Below are 14,296 nucleotides of genomic sequence, written 5' to 3'. Positions count from 1 at the left end.
GCGAGGCCGCTCAAACCACCACCGGCTCGGGCTCCAGCATGATGCCAAAGCGTTCGTAAACGCTGGTTTGTATCGCTCGGGCCAGGGTCATCACCTCCCCCCCCGTGGCACCGCCCCGGTTCACCAGCACCAGGGCCTGCTTCTCGTACACCCCGGCGTTGCCGACGGATTTACCCTTCCAGCCACAGGCATCAATCAGCCAGCCAGCGGCCAGCTTGACCGAGCCGTCGGCCAGGTGGTAGTGCACGATTTTGGGATCACGCGCGATGATGTCGGCGCACTGCTCGGTCGTGACGGTGGGATTTTTGAAGAAACTTCCCGCATTGCCAATCACCGCCGGGTCAGGCAGCTTGGCGCGGCGGATGTCGCAAACCCATTGGTAAATTTGCTGTGCAGTGGGTTGGGTGACCTTGGCCTCGGCCATTTTTTTCTCGATATCGGCATAGCCCAACACCGCCTTCCAGGGCTTGGGCAAGTGAAAGCGCACGCGGGTAATAACGGCCCGACCCGCCAGCCCCAGGGGCTGCGAACTGTGCTTGAACACGGAATCCCGGTAGCCGAAGGCACATTGGGCCGCATTCAGGCTGAAGACCTTGCCGGTTTGCAGGTCCACCGCGTCCAGCGACTCAAAGCGGTCCTGCAACTCAACCCCGTAGGCACCCACGTTCTGCACCGGGGCGGCGCCCACAGTGCCCGGGATCAGGGCCATGTTCTCCAGACCAGGATAGCCCTGCTGCAGCGTCCAGGTGACGAAATCGTGCCAATTCTCGCCGGCACCGGCCTCCACCACATAGGCCTTGGCGGTTTCCTGCACCAGCCTTTTACCCAGGATCTCGACCTTCAAAACCACGGGCCTGACGTCTCCGGTGAGCACAATGTTGCTGCCCCCACCCAATACAAACTTGGGGAATTCCTGCCATTCGGGCTGGGTAACGACGGTCTGCACATCGGCTTCACTGGCAATGCGAACCAAAGAATGCGCCTTGGCCACGATGTGGAAGCTGTTGCAGGACTGGAGTGGGACGTTTTTCTCGACTAACATTGCCCTAATTCTCTCATTAGCCCTCACACTCGTGATTCTTTCCGGAAATTAGCCATGCCTTCTTTTGATACGGTTTGCGACGCCAACATGGTGGACGTGAAACACGCGGTGGAAAACACCACCAAAGAAATCACCACCCGCTTTGACTTCAAGGGCACGCCTGCGGCCATTGAGCTCAAGGACAAGGAAATTACGATGATCGGCGACGCCGATTTTCAGTTGACGCAGATCGAAGACATCCTGCGCAACAAGCTCACCAAACGCAATGTGGACGTGCGCTTCCTGGACAAGGGCGATATTCAGAAAATGGGCGGCGACAAGGTCAAGCAGGTCATCAAGGTGCGCAACGGCATCGATACTGAAACGGCCAAGAAAATCCAGCGCCAGATCAAGGACAGCAAGCTCAAGGTCCAGGCCGCCATCCAGGAAGAGAAAGTGCGCGTCACCGGGGCCAAGCGCGACGATTTGCAGGCCGCCATGGCCTTGATTCGAAAAGAGATGGTCGACATGCCCCTGACATTCGACAACTTCCGCGACTGATGAAAACTTCTGCCCTGCTTGCCTTCACCCTGCTGATGCTGGGTCAAGCCGCTTGGGCCCAGACCGTGGGACTGGCGGGCATGCTGGGCAACAAGGCGCTGGTGATTGTGGATGGCAGTGCGCCCAAAGCGGTCGCCACAGGCGAGACTTACCGCGGCGTCAAGATCGTCTCGACTCAGGGAGATCAGGCCGTGATCGAAATTGCCGGCAAGCGCCATACGATGCGCGTCGGTGATGCGCCAGCAAGCGTAGGCGCAGGGGGCGGGGGCGATGCGGGTGGCACCAAGATCGTGCTGACAGCCGGCACTGGTGGCCATTTCCTGACCCAGGGGCAAATCAACGGCAAGGCGGTGCAGTTTTTGGTGGATACGGGCGCGACCAGTGTGGCCCTCAGTGTTGCCGATGCCGAACGTATCGGACTCAATTACAGGGCCGGACAAGCCGCACGGTCGAGCACTGCCAACGGCATCGTGCCAACGTGGCGCATCAAACTGGCCTCGGTCCGGGTTGGTGATGTCACGATGTACGAGGTTGATGCCAGCGTGCTGGCTGGCGAAATGCCTTACGTCTTGCTGGGCAACAGCTTTCTGACCCGCTTTCAAATGACACGGACCAATGACCAGATGGTTCTGGAAAAGCGTTACTAAGGCAGCCTGTGAGTGTCCAGAGCGAAAACGAATACGAAGACCTGCTCGGCCTCTGGTCCGATCTGGAATCGGGCGTGGGCATCATCCTGGGCAGTCCGGCCAGCATTCAGGAGTTCGAGCAGCGCGTATGGCAGTACGACCGCTGGATGCAGGCCTTGCTCAAACGCGATACCGATGTCGGCCTGTACCTGCTCTTTCAACTGGCAACCAACTCACCGGTAGGCTACAGCGCCTCTCACGCCCTGGTGTGTGCCGTGCTTTGCCACCTGATCGGGGTCGAGTTGAAGCTGCCTGTGAACGAGCGCGACAGCCTGGTGCATGCCGCCCTCACCATGAATATCGCCATGACGGCCCTGCAGGACCAGTTGGCAGGACAAGTCGAAAAGCCTTCTGCCGAACAACAGAGTGCCATCCGCGCCCATGCCGTCAAGGGTGGGCTGATGCTGGCCAACATGGGGGTCACTGACGAACTGTGGCTGGACACCATCAGCCTGCACCACGATGAAAGCACGGATCGCGGCGAATTGCGGGAGTTGCCCGCCGTCAAGCGACTGGCCCGCATCCTGCGTATTGTGGACCGCTATGCGGCCATGATCAGCCCGCGCAAATCACGTGAAGGTCGCAGTGCCACCGATTCGGTGCGCTCCATCATCACCAATTCGGCAGAACAACGCGACGAAGTCGGCCATGCACTGGTGCGCGCCGTGGGCTTGTGTCCACCGGGTACCTATGTACGCCTGGACAACAAGGAACTGGCCGTGGTGATGCGCCGCAGCAGCAAGCCCAATCACCCGCACGTTGCGATCGTGGTGGATCAAGCGGGCGCCCTGCTCAATCCGCCGCGCCTGCACCGCACCGCCAACGCCAGCCCCAGGATCCAGGCGGCGCTGGCCGCCTCGGCCGTGCGGGTGCGCCTGAACCATCACCTGATCCTGCAACTGGGCGCATACGCCGCACTGCACCCCTGAGCCGGCCATGCCGGGGCCGGATCTTCAGCCAGCGAACACCGCCAGAGCCGTTTTCTCGACCACCCGGCGCAACACGAAGCTGGAATGAACGCCGGTAACGCCCTCAATGCGCGTGAGCTGGTTGAGCAACAAGGCTTGGTAATGGTCCATATCACGCACCGCCACCTTGAGCTGGTAGTCTGCATCTTGCCCGGTGATCAGCAAGCACTCCAGCACTTCGGGCAACACGCTCACTGCCGCCTCAAAATTGGCAAAACGCTCAGGCGTGTGCAGATCCATGGAGATGTGAATCAGCGCCATCAGCGTGAGCCCCAGCTTTTTGGCGTCCAGCAAAGCCCGGTAGCCAAGGATCAACCCTGATTCCTCCAGCGCACGCACCCGACGCAGGCAAGGCGATGGCGACAAGCCAATGCGATCGGCCAGGTCCTGGTTATTGATGCGCCCGTCTTGCTGAAGGACTTCAAGGATGTGCTGGTCGTAGCGGTCAAGCTTCATAATTTTCGAATTTCGGATACTGAAGGGTTATTTATGCCACTATTTTTAGTATTTTTGGCAGTATATTTTTAATAAGTAGTTTTTCAAAGCAATTACGCAATCCGCTGCGGGGCACCCCGATTTACACTTGAATCACCTGTTACCCACAGGCACATGCAACAAAGCGGCTACCGCCCCATGTTGCGCAATCCCGCCTCACAAGGGCAGGCACTGCAAAGCCAGCACCCCGGGCGGGACATTCGCCCGGGGTCGAGTCTCCCTCTGCATGACTCCCCACTTGTGTTTACCATCCCCCCATGTCCCACGAACCCCGCCTCAGCCAAGACCTGCGAACGCTGCTAAACACCCAGCGCGTGGCCGCTTTGGGCACGCTGGGTGACGACGGCCTGCCCTTTGTGTCCATGGTGCCCTATGCGCTGGAGCCACGGAGTGCTTGTGTGGTGATTCATGTGAGTGCACTGGCTGCGCATACGCGCAACTTGCAGGACCGGCCGCAGGTGTCGATGCTGGTGATGCAAGCTGAAGCGGCGGATGAGCCGGTGCATGCCCTGCCCCGTGTCACGCTGCAAGGCCAGGCCTGCGTCCTGGCGCCGGGCAGCGCTACCTGGACCGATGCACGGTCTGCCTATCTGGCGCGTTTTCCTGAAGTGGAGCCGATGACCGAATTGGGCGATTTCATGTTTGTGGCCATTCAGCTTCTGGGCGCTCGCCAGGTCGCCGGCTTCGGTGCAGCGCGCTCACTGGAGGCGGATGAGATCGCGCAGTTGTTGCGCCCCTTGGCCTAGCGCAGCCCCGGCGCAGACCGTCGTAAAACTCAGGGCTTCTTTTTGCCCAGACGCGACTCCGTGCCCTTGGCCAGACGGCCAATGTTCTCGGCATGACGGTAGATCAGCAGCAGCGACATGATCGACACGGCCAACAGCACGCTCTTGTTCAGGTACCAGGCCATACCGTCGCCAAAGATGTAGTACACCGGCGCAAACACCGCTGCAGTGAGGGATGCGAGCGACGAGTAGCGGAAGAAATACGCCATGATGATCCAGGTGGCACCGGTAGCCAACCCCAGCACCCAGCTGATGCCAACCAGCACGCCCAGGGCCGTGGCCACGCCCTTACCTCCCACGAACTTGAAGAACACCGGGTAAAGGTGCCCCACAAAGGCCGCCAGCCCGACCATGGCCATGGTGCCTTCTTCCAGTCCATAGGGCTTGCCATACATCTTGACCAGCACCACTGGCAGCCAGCCCTTGGCCGCATCGAGCACCAGGGTCATGATGGCCGCAGCCTTGGAGCCGGAGCGCAACACATTGGTGGCGCCGGGGTTCTTGCTGCCAAAGGTGCGCGGGTCGCTCAACCCCATGGCCCGGCTGACAATGACCGCAAATGACAAAGACCCGATCAGGTAGCCGGCAATGGCCGCCAGGATGGGAAGAAATGATTTGATTGATTCCAAAAACGTCTCCAGCTGCACCCGCTCGTCGGGGCATGATGCGCGTATTTTGCCAGCCCGGCGAAATGACTCAGTCCGCCAGCGCGCATTGCACCGGTTTGGCCGCCAGCAGGTTCAAACAAACCTGCGGGTCAATACCGACCAGGTAGCCCCGCCGCCCGCCATTGATCAGGATGCGCGGCAGCGCCAGGATGGTTTCCTCAATAAACACCGGCATGACCTTGCGCGTGCCAAACGGCGAGGTGCCGCCCACCAGGTAGCCGCTGTGCCGGTTGGCCACCTCTGGCGCGCAGGGCTCCACTGACTTCGCCCCGATCTGGCGCGCCAGGTTTTTGGTGGACACCTTGCGGTTGCCGTGCATCAACACCACCAGTGGCCTGGCGTCCTGGTCCTGCATGATGAGCGTCTTGACGACCAAGAAGGGATCAAAGCCCAGCACCTGAGCGCTGTGCTGGGCGCCGCCATGCTCCAGGTATTCATACGGGTGCTCGGTAAAAATGACCTTGCTTGCCTTGAGCAACTGGGTCGCGGGTGTTTCGCTGACATGATCTTTTTTGGCCATAGGTGCGTATTTTCCATGCTTGCGGTGGTGACACAATGTCCCATCACATTGCTCACATCAAGAGGCAGCGCATGAACCTTCACAGCCGATACCCCCTGTTGTTCTCCCCCTTGGACCTGGGCTTTACCCAGATCAAGAACCGGGCGCTCATGGGCTCCATGCATACCGGCCTGGAGGAGGCCGAAAATGGCTTTGCCCGCATGGCGGCCTATTTCGCAGAGCGCGCCCGCGGCGGGGTCGGCATGATCATCACCGGCGGCATACCGCCCAATGAAGAAGGTGGCTTTGGCGCCAAGCTGTCCACCTCTGAGGAAGCCGAACAGCACCGCACCATCACCGCCGCCGTGCATGCGGTGGACCCCGATGTGAAGATTTGCATGCAGATACTGCACATGGGCTCTCTGGCGCCCAACCCTGCGTGTGTTGCGCCCTCTGCCGTCAAGTCGCGCATCGGCGCCTTCAAACCAAGCGAGCTGAATGAAGAAGGCATTGAAAAACAGTTGCTGGATTTTGCGAACTGCGCGGCATTGGCCCAGCAAGCGGGTTATGACGGGGTCGAAATCATCGGCTCGGCGGGCTATTTGCTGTCGACCTTTCTGGTGGCCAAAACCAATTTGCGAACCGATCAGTGGGGCGGCAGCTTTGAGAACCGCATGCGCTTTGTGGTGGAAGTGGTTCGCCGGGTGCGCGCCGCCGTGGGACCGAACTTCATTGTCATCTTCCGCATCGCCGCCATGGACATGCTGGACGGCGGCATGGCCTGGGACGAAGTTGTCACTCTGGCCCAAGCCGTGGAAGCGGCAGGCGCCACCATTATCAGCACCCATTTCTGCTGGCACGAAGCACCCGTGCCCACCATTGCCACCATGGTGCCGCGAGCGGCTTTCACCCAGGTCACCGGACGACTGCGCAAGGTCTTGAAGGTGCCGCTCATCACCAGCAACCGCATCAACATGCCCGATACAGCCGAAACCGTGCTGGCGCGCGGCGATGCCGACATCGTGTCCATGGCTCGCCCCATGCTGGCGGACCCGGAACTGGTGCGCAAAGCCTTCGAGGGCCGCGAGGATGAAATCAACACCTGCATCGCCTGCAACCAGGCCTGCCTGGACCACACCTTTGGCGGTTACAAACAGGTGAGTTGCCTGGTCAACCCCAGGGCCTGCCGCGAGACGCTGCTCAACTATGAAACGACTGCCCGGCCCAAACGCCTGGCCGTCGTGGGTGCCGGCCCGGCCGGTCTGGCGTATGCCACAGTCGCTGCGCAGCGCGGGCACCAGGTCACCCTGTTTGACGCGGCCAGCGAAATTGGCGGACAGTTCAACCTGGCCAAACGCATTCCGGGCAAGGAAGAGTTTTATGAAACGCTGCGTTACTACCAGCGCATGATCGCCAAACATGGCGTTGCGCTGCACCTGAACACCCGGGTGGATGCGGCGCTGCTCGCATCCGAAGACTTCGATGAAGTCATTGTGGCCACCGGCATTGAGCCGCGCCAACCTGCGCTGGAAGGCATCAAACATCCCAAGGTGGTGAGCTACATCGACGCCATCCTTGGCCGCAAACCCATTGGGGAGCGGGTCGCCATCATGGGCGCGGGCGGCATTGGTTTTGATGTGGCCGAACTCATCTCGCACGCAGGGCCCTCGGCGGCGCTGGACAGCGCCGTGTTCGCAAGGGAATGGGGCATTGATTTCGAGAACCACCCCCGCGGTGGCGTAACGGGCGTACAGCCGCAGGCGGCCACATCGGGGCGCACCATCACCCTGCTGCAACGCAAGACCGACCCTGTGGGCAAGTCGCTGGGCCGCACCACGGGCTGGACGCACCGGCTCACCCTGTCACGGCGCGGTGTGCGCATGGTCAACGGGGTTGAATACCTCAAGGTGGATGATGCGGGCCTGCACACGCTGGTGAACAGCGAACCCAAACTGTTTGAGGTGGACACGGTAATTGTGTGCGCCGGGCAACTCCCGCTGCGCACCCTGTTTGACGACTTGCAAACTCAAGGCGTCAAAGCCACGCTGGTGGGCGGCGCGTTTGAAGCCAGCGAGCTGGATGCCAAACGGGCCATTGAGCAAGCCTGCCAATTGGCCGCAGAAGTTTGAAGCAGGCGAAACCGCTCAGTGGCCAGCCGCCCGAGTGCCTTTGGCTCGGGCCATGAAAGCCTGCGTGGCGGGTCGCTCCAGCAATTGCTTGCTCCAGCGCAACAGCACTTTCTCCAGACGCGGCGGCGCCACGCCCAATTGCGCCATCGCCACGCCGCCATTGACCGACTCGCTGTAATCACTGATCAAGCCATCACGCAACTCGAAGCGGCTGATGCCATCGATAACAACCTGGCGACCCGCGAAATCGGGCACCTTGCTGGTGAAGCTCGACAGTGATGAGGCGTAGGCGATCGTGCCATTGCAGACCGGATCGAACATCTCCCAGCGGTAGTCCGGCCCCGCATCGCGGTGGAAAAGTTCAGACATCATGTGCGCGATGTCCGCCCGGCCCTGGTGGTCGCCATAGATGTAGTCGTGGTAAACGCCATCGGGCGTGAAGCACTCGGCAAAAGCGTGGCCATCACCGGTCTCGGCCGCTTGCGTGAATCGCTGGAGGAGTACGCTAAATTCTTCGGAAGTCATGCTGGGCTATACCTTTCTTGCGTGGCGGGATGAACTGGCCCCGACGGGATACTTGAGGCCTCTGGCTGGCGTTCAATCGGCAAGCGCAATGTCAAGCGCGTCCCGGAATCATCCGAGTCCCACTTGACCTTACCGCCGATGGATTGCGCACGGCGCATCTGGTTAGACAACCCTTTGCCACCGCTCTTCAGCGCACGTTCCACGTCAAAACCCTGCCCGTTGTCGGAGATTTTCACCACGATACCGTCGGCATCAGCACCGGTTGCAACCCGGATTTCTGTCGCGTTCGTGTGCTTGATGATGTTGGTGAAGGCCTCTTGGAGGATACGCAGGATGTGCAGCGAATTCTTCGGATCCAACCAGTTGAGCGCCGGGACGTCTTGAACTTCCCAGCGCAGCGCGATACCGGTGCTCTCCAGGCGCGGCCCCAGGCGAAAGCGCAGCGTCGCGAGCAACAACAGCAAATCGGCCTCCACCGGCTCCATTGAATCGATCGCCAGTTTGAGGTCGTCGATACAACCCTTGAGCACCTCTGCAACTTCAGCATCATCCATATGCCCATGTTCCACCACCCGCAGCGCGCTGCTGAGCGATGAACCCAGGCCGTCGTGCATATCCTGCATCAGGCGTTGCCGCTCCTGGCTCAAGGTTTGACGATGTTCAATCTCGAGCAAGCGCTGATGGCTTTGCGTCAATTCGGCTTCGCGCGCCTGCAGCCGTTGCTCCAGGCTGACATTGGCCTGTCGCACATCCTGCGTCGCCTGGCGGCGGATCACATTGAAGCGATAGGCCAGAGCAAACGCCATCAGCAGCATTTCCAGCGCTGATCCAATGAGCAAGCCGTTCGTAGTGAGAAAGTTGACAGGCAGCACCTTCATCAGCTTCATTCCAATAAAGATGGGGCCCAGTACGAACATGAAATAGGCCGCCACGAAGATGACGGCAATCCGCTGGCGCTTGAAGACTGCGCAGTAGGCGCCAATCGACAGAGTCAACAGCCCCGTCATGCCCACAATAAATCTGACGGGAAAAGCGAAAGTCTGCGGCGCAACGACAGCGCCTATTGGCAGGAGCAAATTCAGGCCGATAAGAACCTTGACGAGCCAGTCAAGCCGCGGCACCAGTTCCCGCGTGTTGAGCATGCGGCGCATCAAGAGCAGCAATGCCACATACATGCCCACGTAGCAGATGCTGGCGGCGATGTTTGACCACAGCGTGGTATCGGGCCATAGGAATTCCTTGGCAAGGCCATTGACCGCCGATATGCTGAGTGCAGTCAAAAAGACGAAGCTGACATACAGCAGGTAGACGCTATCCTTCAGCGCAATGAAGAGCAGAAGGTTGAACAGAATCATCGCGCTGGCCATGCCGAAATACCAGGCCTGCACAACATAGCCGTCTCGTTGATGGGTGTGCAAGGCCGCTGGCGTCCATAACTTGGCCGGGACAAGCAGGGAACTCACGGACCGAATCCGCAGATAGACCACTTGTTCGGCGTGTGCCGGCAAGGTCAAGGGAAAGACAAAGAAGCGGTCGGGGTAGAGGCGCGTGGAAAACGGGGTGGCAACGCCCGTTGTGACAGACCGGTAGGTTCCGTCCCCCATCGGTTGATGAAACTGAATATCTGAAAGGACGGCATAGCCGATTTCCAGCATCCGTTGCACGGGCTGGTCGGAAGCGTTGCGCAAGGGCAAGCGCAACCAGTAGGCCGAGCGCGTGAAGCCATAACTCACAGCTTCTGCCGGCGCTACAACGTCCTTGAACCGGTTGGCGATGCCAGGCGCTTGCACATCGGTCAGTGTCAAGGACCCGCTTGGGTCTTCGAGAACGGCGAAATACTCGGTCAGCGAAACCGAACCCCGCTCAATCCGGCTGGCGTCGAGCGCCTTGGCCGCCGCCCCTGCGGAGACTGAGGAAAATAACAAACCGCACAGCAACAGGACCATCGACCGCCAGCATTCATCGCTCTTGCAGGTCAGGCCAAATGACAATCTGGACAAACACGCCGCCACTCTGTTCACAGCCCTTGAACCCTTGCTTCAAAAATTGCTTCTGCTCTGGAGTTCACCTTGAGCTTGGCATAAACGCGCCGCACATAGGTCAGCACAGTGTGGTGCGAGACAGACATCAATGCGGCGATCTCCTTTGAAGTAAAACCCTTGGTAATAAATTCCAGCACTTCTCGTTCCCGCTCGGACAGCACCGCGCATTCCTTGTCGGTGTCACGGCCCACCGCAAACTCTATGACGGAATTGACGGGCGGCCGAAAGCGCATCAAAAGCTGCCTGGCGATCATCGGACTGACGGGACTCCCCCCGGCATGCAGACTGCGTATCTCCAGCACCATCGCCTGCGGGGAACTGTCCTTGAGCAGATAACCCGCCGCACCGGCCTCGATCGACTGCATGACATGGGTTTCGTCGCCGAAAGTGGTGCTGACCATGATGTTGCACTCGGGCCATTGCACATGCGCTGCGCGCACCACATCGATGCCGGAGCCATCAGGCAGACCCAGATCCACCAACAACACATGGGCTGGCGCCTGCTCCAGCATCAGCAAGCCCTGCGAGCGCGTACTCGCTAGGCTCACCAACCTCATGTCGGACGCCGTCCCAATGGCCGCAGTCAACGCGCTCTGAAAGCCCATATCGTCCTCGACCAGCGCAACATGGATCAGTGAACTGTCCGGATGTGATTTTTTTTGCGGCATATTCCGTACGTCATGCAGCGAGGCTGACTACAAACCTCGGCCTCCCAATTCAATCCTCGCACTATGACATAGAAACGGCCGAATGCAGAGGGCGGCCCTTGTCCCCAGTTCTGGGGACATACAAGCCAGGAGCTTCTCTTTAGCATTACATGCACTGAGATTGGCAGAGAGCTGGAACAGCAGCGTCCCGACAGTATTAAGCGCAAGAGGCAGCTGCAATTCAGACTCCGTACGCAAAGCGCTATCGACCTTTGAGGGGGCATTCATGAACAATTCTTTGAACTTGAAATCAGTCGAAGGGGCAGTCTGGTCGGGACTTTTTTTTCTGGGACTCGTCTCCATCCTGCTAGTCGCCAGCGCCATCTTTCCGCTCGCGTCCGCGCCGATGAGCGAATCCAATGCATCCACTTTGCCAGGGCCAATCGGCCACTCGACAGTGCCGCTGCTCGACCATTCGGTGGTCAACCGTGAAGGCGTACCGGCCGAGCACGAACCGTCTTCACCAATGTCTGCGGCGTACTTCCACGTCTGACAAATTGCGCACGCCCCTCCCATCAAAACATTCTTCATCCACAAGAAATATTTATGAAACTCCAACGAAGCCCGTCCATCTTCCGCCACCCACTTGCCGCCATTCTTCTGCTTTGCGCAGCCGAGGCAATAGCGACGACAACGGCCACTACATATGTCGCAAACTCTGATGTTGCATTCAAACAAGCCATGGAGCAGCACAAACTTGGAAATTGGTCACACGCCTACGGACGGTTCTCTGCCTTGGCCGATGGGGGCGATGCAGAGGCAGCACGCATCGCGCTCTTCATGCTTCGCCATGGGTCGGAGATGTACGGACTCAAATGGGGTGCGTCGCAGCCGCAGATTGATCAATGGACAAAGCTGGCACTCCAGCCCAAGCCTTCCCTAGAGGCGGTATCAGGCGATTGAGCCTGCCGCCGTTTTGGGTTGAAGCCATGACTGAGCAACTCGTGAGCGTGGTCACTTGGATATTTTTTGCGTCAAACATGGGCCGCATCTTCGCCTATCTTCCGCAAATTCTCGCAGCATCGCGATGTGAGAATGGCGCGACAGCGGTGTCGCGGATCACTTGGGGCTATTTCGCAGTTGCCCATTGCACAGGAAGCCTGTACGGGTTTGTCGTGCTGCACGACAACGTGATGGCCATTGTTTTTCTGGGCAATTTCATCGCTTGCTGCACCCTGGTTGGAATTGTGACGTGGAAAAAGATGCAGCTACGTCATCGAGGCAAGCCCCAGAGACAACCCACTGCTGGCTAGGTACGGCCAGGTCCACGCGGCTTTTTTCTGCAGTCAAACCGGGCAAGTACCTTGGGCCGGAAAACATAAAGGGGGGTGATTACCCCCTATTTCAAATTCACGTTTCGTTCTGAAGAGTCGATGCCAGATACAGGGGTTCCTCGGCGCGTCGCTTTCTTGAGTTGACGCGCTGGGGCCAATGAAATGACATTGACCATCTATACGAACATTGACGCGATAAGCCTGCAGCGCAATCTGGACAAGAACCAGGTTGGGCTGGCGCGCACGCTCAAGCGCCTTTCGTCGGGTCTGCGCGTAAGCCAGGCTTCGGACGATGCGGCGGGCCTGGCCGTGGCCACTCGCATGGAAAGTCAGATCCGGGGCATGAACCAGGGCGTACGCAACGCCAATGACGCGATATCCGCCGTGCAGACTGCCGAAGGCCAAATGGCACAACTCACCCAGATACTGCAGCGCGCACGTGAATTGGGGGTCCAGGCGGCCAACGGCACTTATCAAGCGTCGGATCGCATAGCCATGAATCGAGAGCTGCAACAAGCCCTGGCGGAGTTCGACCGCATTGCAGGCAGCAACACCTTCAATGGGCGCACCCTGCTGAATGGAACACTGGGAACGACCAACTACCTGGTGGGTGCCGACGCAAGCGACACGATCAGCTTTGACTGGGACAGCAATCTGCGTCTGAACCAACAAGGCGCGCTGGACATGGTGGGTTCCGCAGACCTTCGCACCTCCAGTGGTGCATTCCAGTTCGCGGGCACCTACACCACGCTACCCATCAGCAACCTGGATTTCTCCATTCCGGCAAGCCCGTTCGTTGGCGGCGCCATCACCACTGCCGGCACGCCCGTGTTGAACTACGCTGTCGGGGCACCTACCCTGTTTGCCGTGGACGGAACCACGGTGAGCCTGAGTGCCAATTACGCCAGTCTGGCCGCTTTGACCACTGCCGTGCAAGCGCAACTCTCTGCGGCGCACGGCGGCTGGTACAGCGTGAGCCATGACGGCAGCACGATCAGCATCACCAAGACCGCCAGTGCGGCCAGTGCCACCACCGCAGTGAGCATTGCGGCAATCAGTGGCGCCAATGGTGCTGCTTTCACATCGGGGGCGCCCAGTGCCGGCGCCGCCGCGGTCACGGCCACCTACGCCGGGTTCAGCATCGATGGCCACGCCGTGTACATCAACTCGAACTACACCGGCAATGACGCCGGCCTGCTTGCAGATATTCAGTCCCAACTGGATGCCATACCCGCCATCACGGGCACTTACCAGATCAGCGGCTCGGCGTCGGGCATCAGCATTGCCAAGCCAGCGAGCCTGGTAACACCTAGTGTGGGCGGCTTTGTGGGAACGGGTGCCAGCACTTTCGCACAGGCAACGCCCGCCGTGCTGACGCTTGGCGCGGGTGACTTTGAGCTTCAGATGGGTAGCGGCTCTGTCGTGAGCATCACCGGCAGCTTTGCCAGCCCCGAAGCGCTGGCCGTCGCCATCATGAGCAAAGTACCGAGTGTGTATGCGTCTGTGGACACCACTTCTGGCGTCATGAAGCTTCTGTCCTCGCAGGCTTTTACCGTTTCAGGTGTCCAGGCCGATGCATCCGGTGCATTGGGCTTTTCCGCCAACACCAGCCAGAGCAGCGGGGATTTGAGTCAGGTCAACCTGTTCAACGCATCCAGTGCGGGAGAGGTCATCATGCGCGTGGATGCTGCATTGGATTCGGTCAACCAGACCCGCGCCAGCCTGGGGGCATTTCAGAACCGTTTGTACGCCGTGATTTCGACCCTGCAAAACAGCAGTGACAACCTGACAATGGCACGCGGTCGCATCATCGATGCAGACTACGCGCAGGAGATGTCGCACTTGTCCAGGCGGCAAATTGTTCAGCAGGCCGGGCTGGCGCTGCTGGCCCAAGCGACACAGTACCCACGCACTGTGCTGGCATTGATACGCTGAT

16 protein-coding genes are annotated in these 14,296 nt (G+C 59.6%); 9 read left to right on the top strand and 7 right to left on the bottom strand.

The features are described 5' to 3' along the window. Positions 1 to 10: 10 nt before the first annotated feature. Positions 11 to 1,051 (bottom strand): UDP-N-acetylmuramate dehydrogenase, encoded by a 1,041-nt coding sequence (murB, locus tag IV109_RS03940; protein WP_296692532.1) that lies wholly within the window; start codon positions 1,049 to 1,051, stop codon positions 11 to 13. Positions 1,052 to 1,096: 45 nt separating this feature from the next. On the opposite strand from murB, the gene IV109_RS03935 reads away from it, so the two are divergent. Genes IV109_RS03935 through IV109_RS03925 form a run of 3 tightly spaced genes read left to right on the top strand, consistent with a single transcriptional unit; the run spans position 1,097 to position 3,197 of the window. Next, positions 1,097 to 1,582: a YajQ family cyclic di-GMP-binding protein gene (locus tag IV109_RS03935; protein WP_296692419.1), complete on the top strand. Its 486-nt coding sequence runs from the start codon at positions 1,097 to 1,099 to the stop codon at positions 1,580 to 1,582. Then, positions 1,582 to 2,229 (top strand): TIGR02281 family clan AA aspartic protease, encoded by a 648-nt coding sequence (locus IV109_RS03930; RefSeq protein ID WP_296692416.1) that lies wholly within the window; start codon positions 1,582 to 1,584, stop codon positions 2,227 to 2,229. Before IV109_RS03935 ends, IV109_RS03930 begins: the two co-directional genes overlap by 1 nt. An 8-nt stretch (positions 2,230 to 2,237) precedes the next feature. Next, positions 2,238 to 3,197 carry an HD domain-containing phosphohydrolase gene (locus tag IV109_RS03925; protein ID WP_296692414.1) on the top strand — a complete coding sequence of 320 codons (960 nt, stop codon included), beginning with the start codon at positions 2,238 to 2,240 and terminating at the stop codon, positions 3,195 to 3,197. A 24-nt stretch (positions 3,198 to 3,221) separates the two neighbouring features. On the opposite strand, the gene IV109_RS03920 is transcribed toward IV109_RS03925, so the two are convergent. Continuing rightward, positions 3,222 to 3,695, bottom strand: a complete 474-nt coding sequence (locus tag IV109_RS03920) for an Lrp/AsnC family transcriptional regulator (protein ID WP_366834223.1) — start codon at positions 3,693 to 3,695, stop codon at positions 3,222 to 3,224. 293 nt (positions 3,696 to 3,988) lie between these two features. Between IV109_RS03920 and IV109_RS03915 the strand changes: the two genes are divergently transcribed. Further along, a complete protein-coding gene (locus IV109_RS03915; protein WP_296692407.1) occupies positions 3,989 to 4,477 on the top strand; it encodes a pyridoxamine 5'-phosphate oxidase family protein in 489 nt (162 codons plus the stop codon). 29 nt (positions 4,478 to 4,506) lie between these two features. Here IV109_RS03915 and plsY read toward each other — a convergent pair whose 3' ends face one another. Both plsY and IV109_RS03905 read right to left on the bottom strand, forming a co-directional pair. After that, complete coding sequence (gene plsY / locus IV109_RS03910) at positions 4,507 to 5,136, bottom strand: glycerol-3-phosphate 1-O-acyltransferase PlsY (RefSeq protein ID WP_296692530.1); 630 nt, start codon at positions 5,134 to 5,136, stop codon at positions 4,507 to 4,509. A 76-nt stretch (positions 5,137 to 5,212) separates the two neighbouring features. Next, complete coding sequence (locus IV109_RS03905; RefSeq protein WP_296692405.1) at positions 5,213 to 5,704, bottom strand: aminoacyl-tRNA deacylase; 492 nt, start codon at positions 5,702 to 5,704, stop codon at positions 5,213 to 5,215. A gap of 71 nt (positions 5,705 to 5,775) precedes the next feature. Between IV109_RS03905 and IV109_RS03900 the strand changes: the two genes are divergently transcribed. Further along, entirely contained in the window at positions 5,776 to 7,812 is a 2,037-nt protein-coding gene (locus IV109_RS03900) for an NADPH-dependent 2,4-dienoyl-CoA reductase (protein WP_296692402.1), read from the top strand. Positions 7,813 to 7,827: 15 nt separating this feature from the next. Here IV109_RS03900 and IV109_RS03895 read toward each other — a convergent pair whose 3' ends face one another. Genes IV109_RS03895 through IV109_RS03885 form a run of 3 tightly spaced genes read right to left on the bottom strand, consistent with a single transcriptional unit; the run spans position 7,828 to position 11,047 of the window. Continuing rightward, positions 7,828 to 8,337 carry a nuclear transport factor 2 family protein gene (locus IV109_RS03895; RefSeq protein WP_296692399.1) on the bottom strand — a complete coding sequence of 170 codons (510 nt, stop codon included), beginning with the start codon at positions 8,335 to 8,337 and terminating at the stop codon, positions 7,828 to 7,830. Further along, positions 8,334 to 10,337: a 7TM-DISM domain-containing protein gene (locus IV109_RS03890; RefSeq protein ID WP_296692396.1), complete on the bottom strand. Its 2,004-nt coding sequence runs from the start codon at positions 10,335 to 10,337 to the stop codon at positions 8,334 to 8,336. The genes IV109_RS03895 and IV109_RS03890 overlap by 4 nt, the downstream gene beginning before the upstream one ends. A 17-nt stretch (positions 10,338 to 10,354) precedes the next feature. Further along, the gene (locus IV109_RS03885) at positions 10,355 to 11,047 is read right to left on the bottom strand and encodes a response regulator transcription factor (protein WP_296692393.1); all 693 of its coding nucleotides are present in this window, start codon (positions 11,045 to 11,047) and stop codon (positions 10,355 to 10,357) included. Positions 11,048 to 11,312: 265 nt separating this feature from the next. Between IV109_RS03885 and IV109_RS03880 the strand changes: the two genes are divergently transcribed. The 4 genes from IV109_RS03880 (at position 11,313) to IV109_RS03865 (ending at position 14,295) form a co-directional block, all read left to right on the top strand. Continuing rightward, positions 11,313 to 11,579, top strand: coding sequence for a hypothetical protein (locus IV109_RS03880; protein WP_296692390.1), 267 nt, complete (start codon positions 11,313 to 11,315; stop codon positions 11,577 to 11,579). Positions 11,580 to 11,632: 53 nt separating this feature from the next. Next, positions 11,633 to 11,989: a hypothetical protein gene (locus IV109_RS03875; protein ID WP_296692387.1), complete on the top strand. Its 357-nt coding sequence runs from the start codon at positions 11,633 to 11,635 to the stop codon at positions 11,987 to 11,989. Positions 11,990 to 12,015: 26 nt separating this feature from the next. Then, positions 12,016 to 12,339 (top strand): hypothetical protein, encoded by a 324-nt coding sequence (locus IV109_RS03870; protein WP_296692385.1) that lies wholly within the window; start codon positions 12,016 to 12,018, stop codon positions 12,337 to 12,339. Between the two features lie 183 nt (positions 12,340 to 12,522). Next, a complete protein-coding gene (locus IV109_RS03865; protein ID WP_296692382.1) occupies positions 12,523 to 14,295 on the top strand; it encodes a flagellin in 1,773 nt (590 codons plus the stop codon). The last annotated feature ends 1 nt before the right edge of the window (position 14,296 follow it).

The organism is Rhodoferax sp. (assembly GCF_018780565.1).
Classification (GTDB): Bacteria; Pseudomonadota; Gammaproteobacteria; order Burkholderiales; family Burkholderiaceae_C; genus Rhodoferax.
Note: the sequence above shows the minus strand (reverse complement) of the source record. Positions and strands in the feature narration are given on the sequence as shown.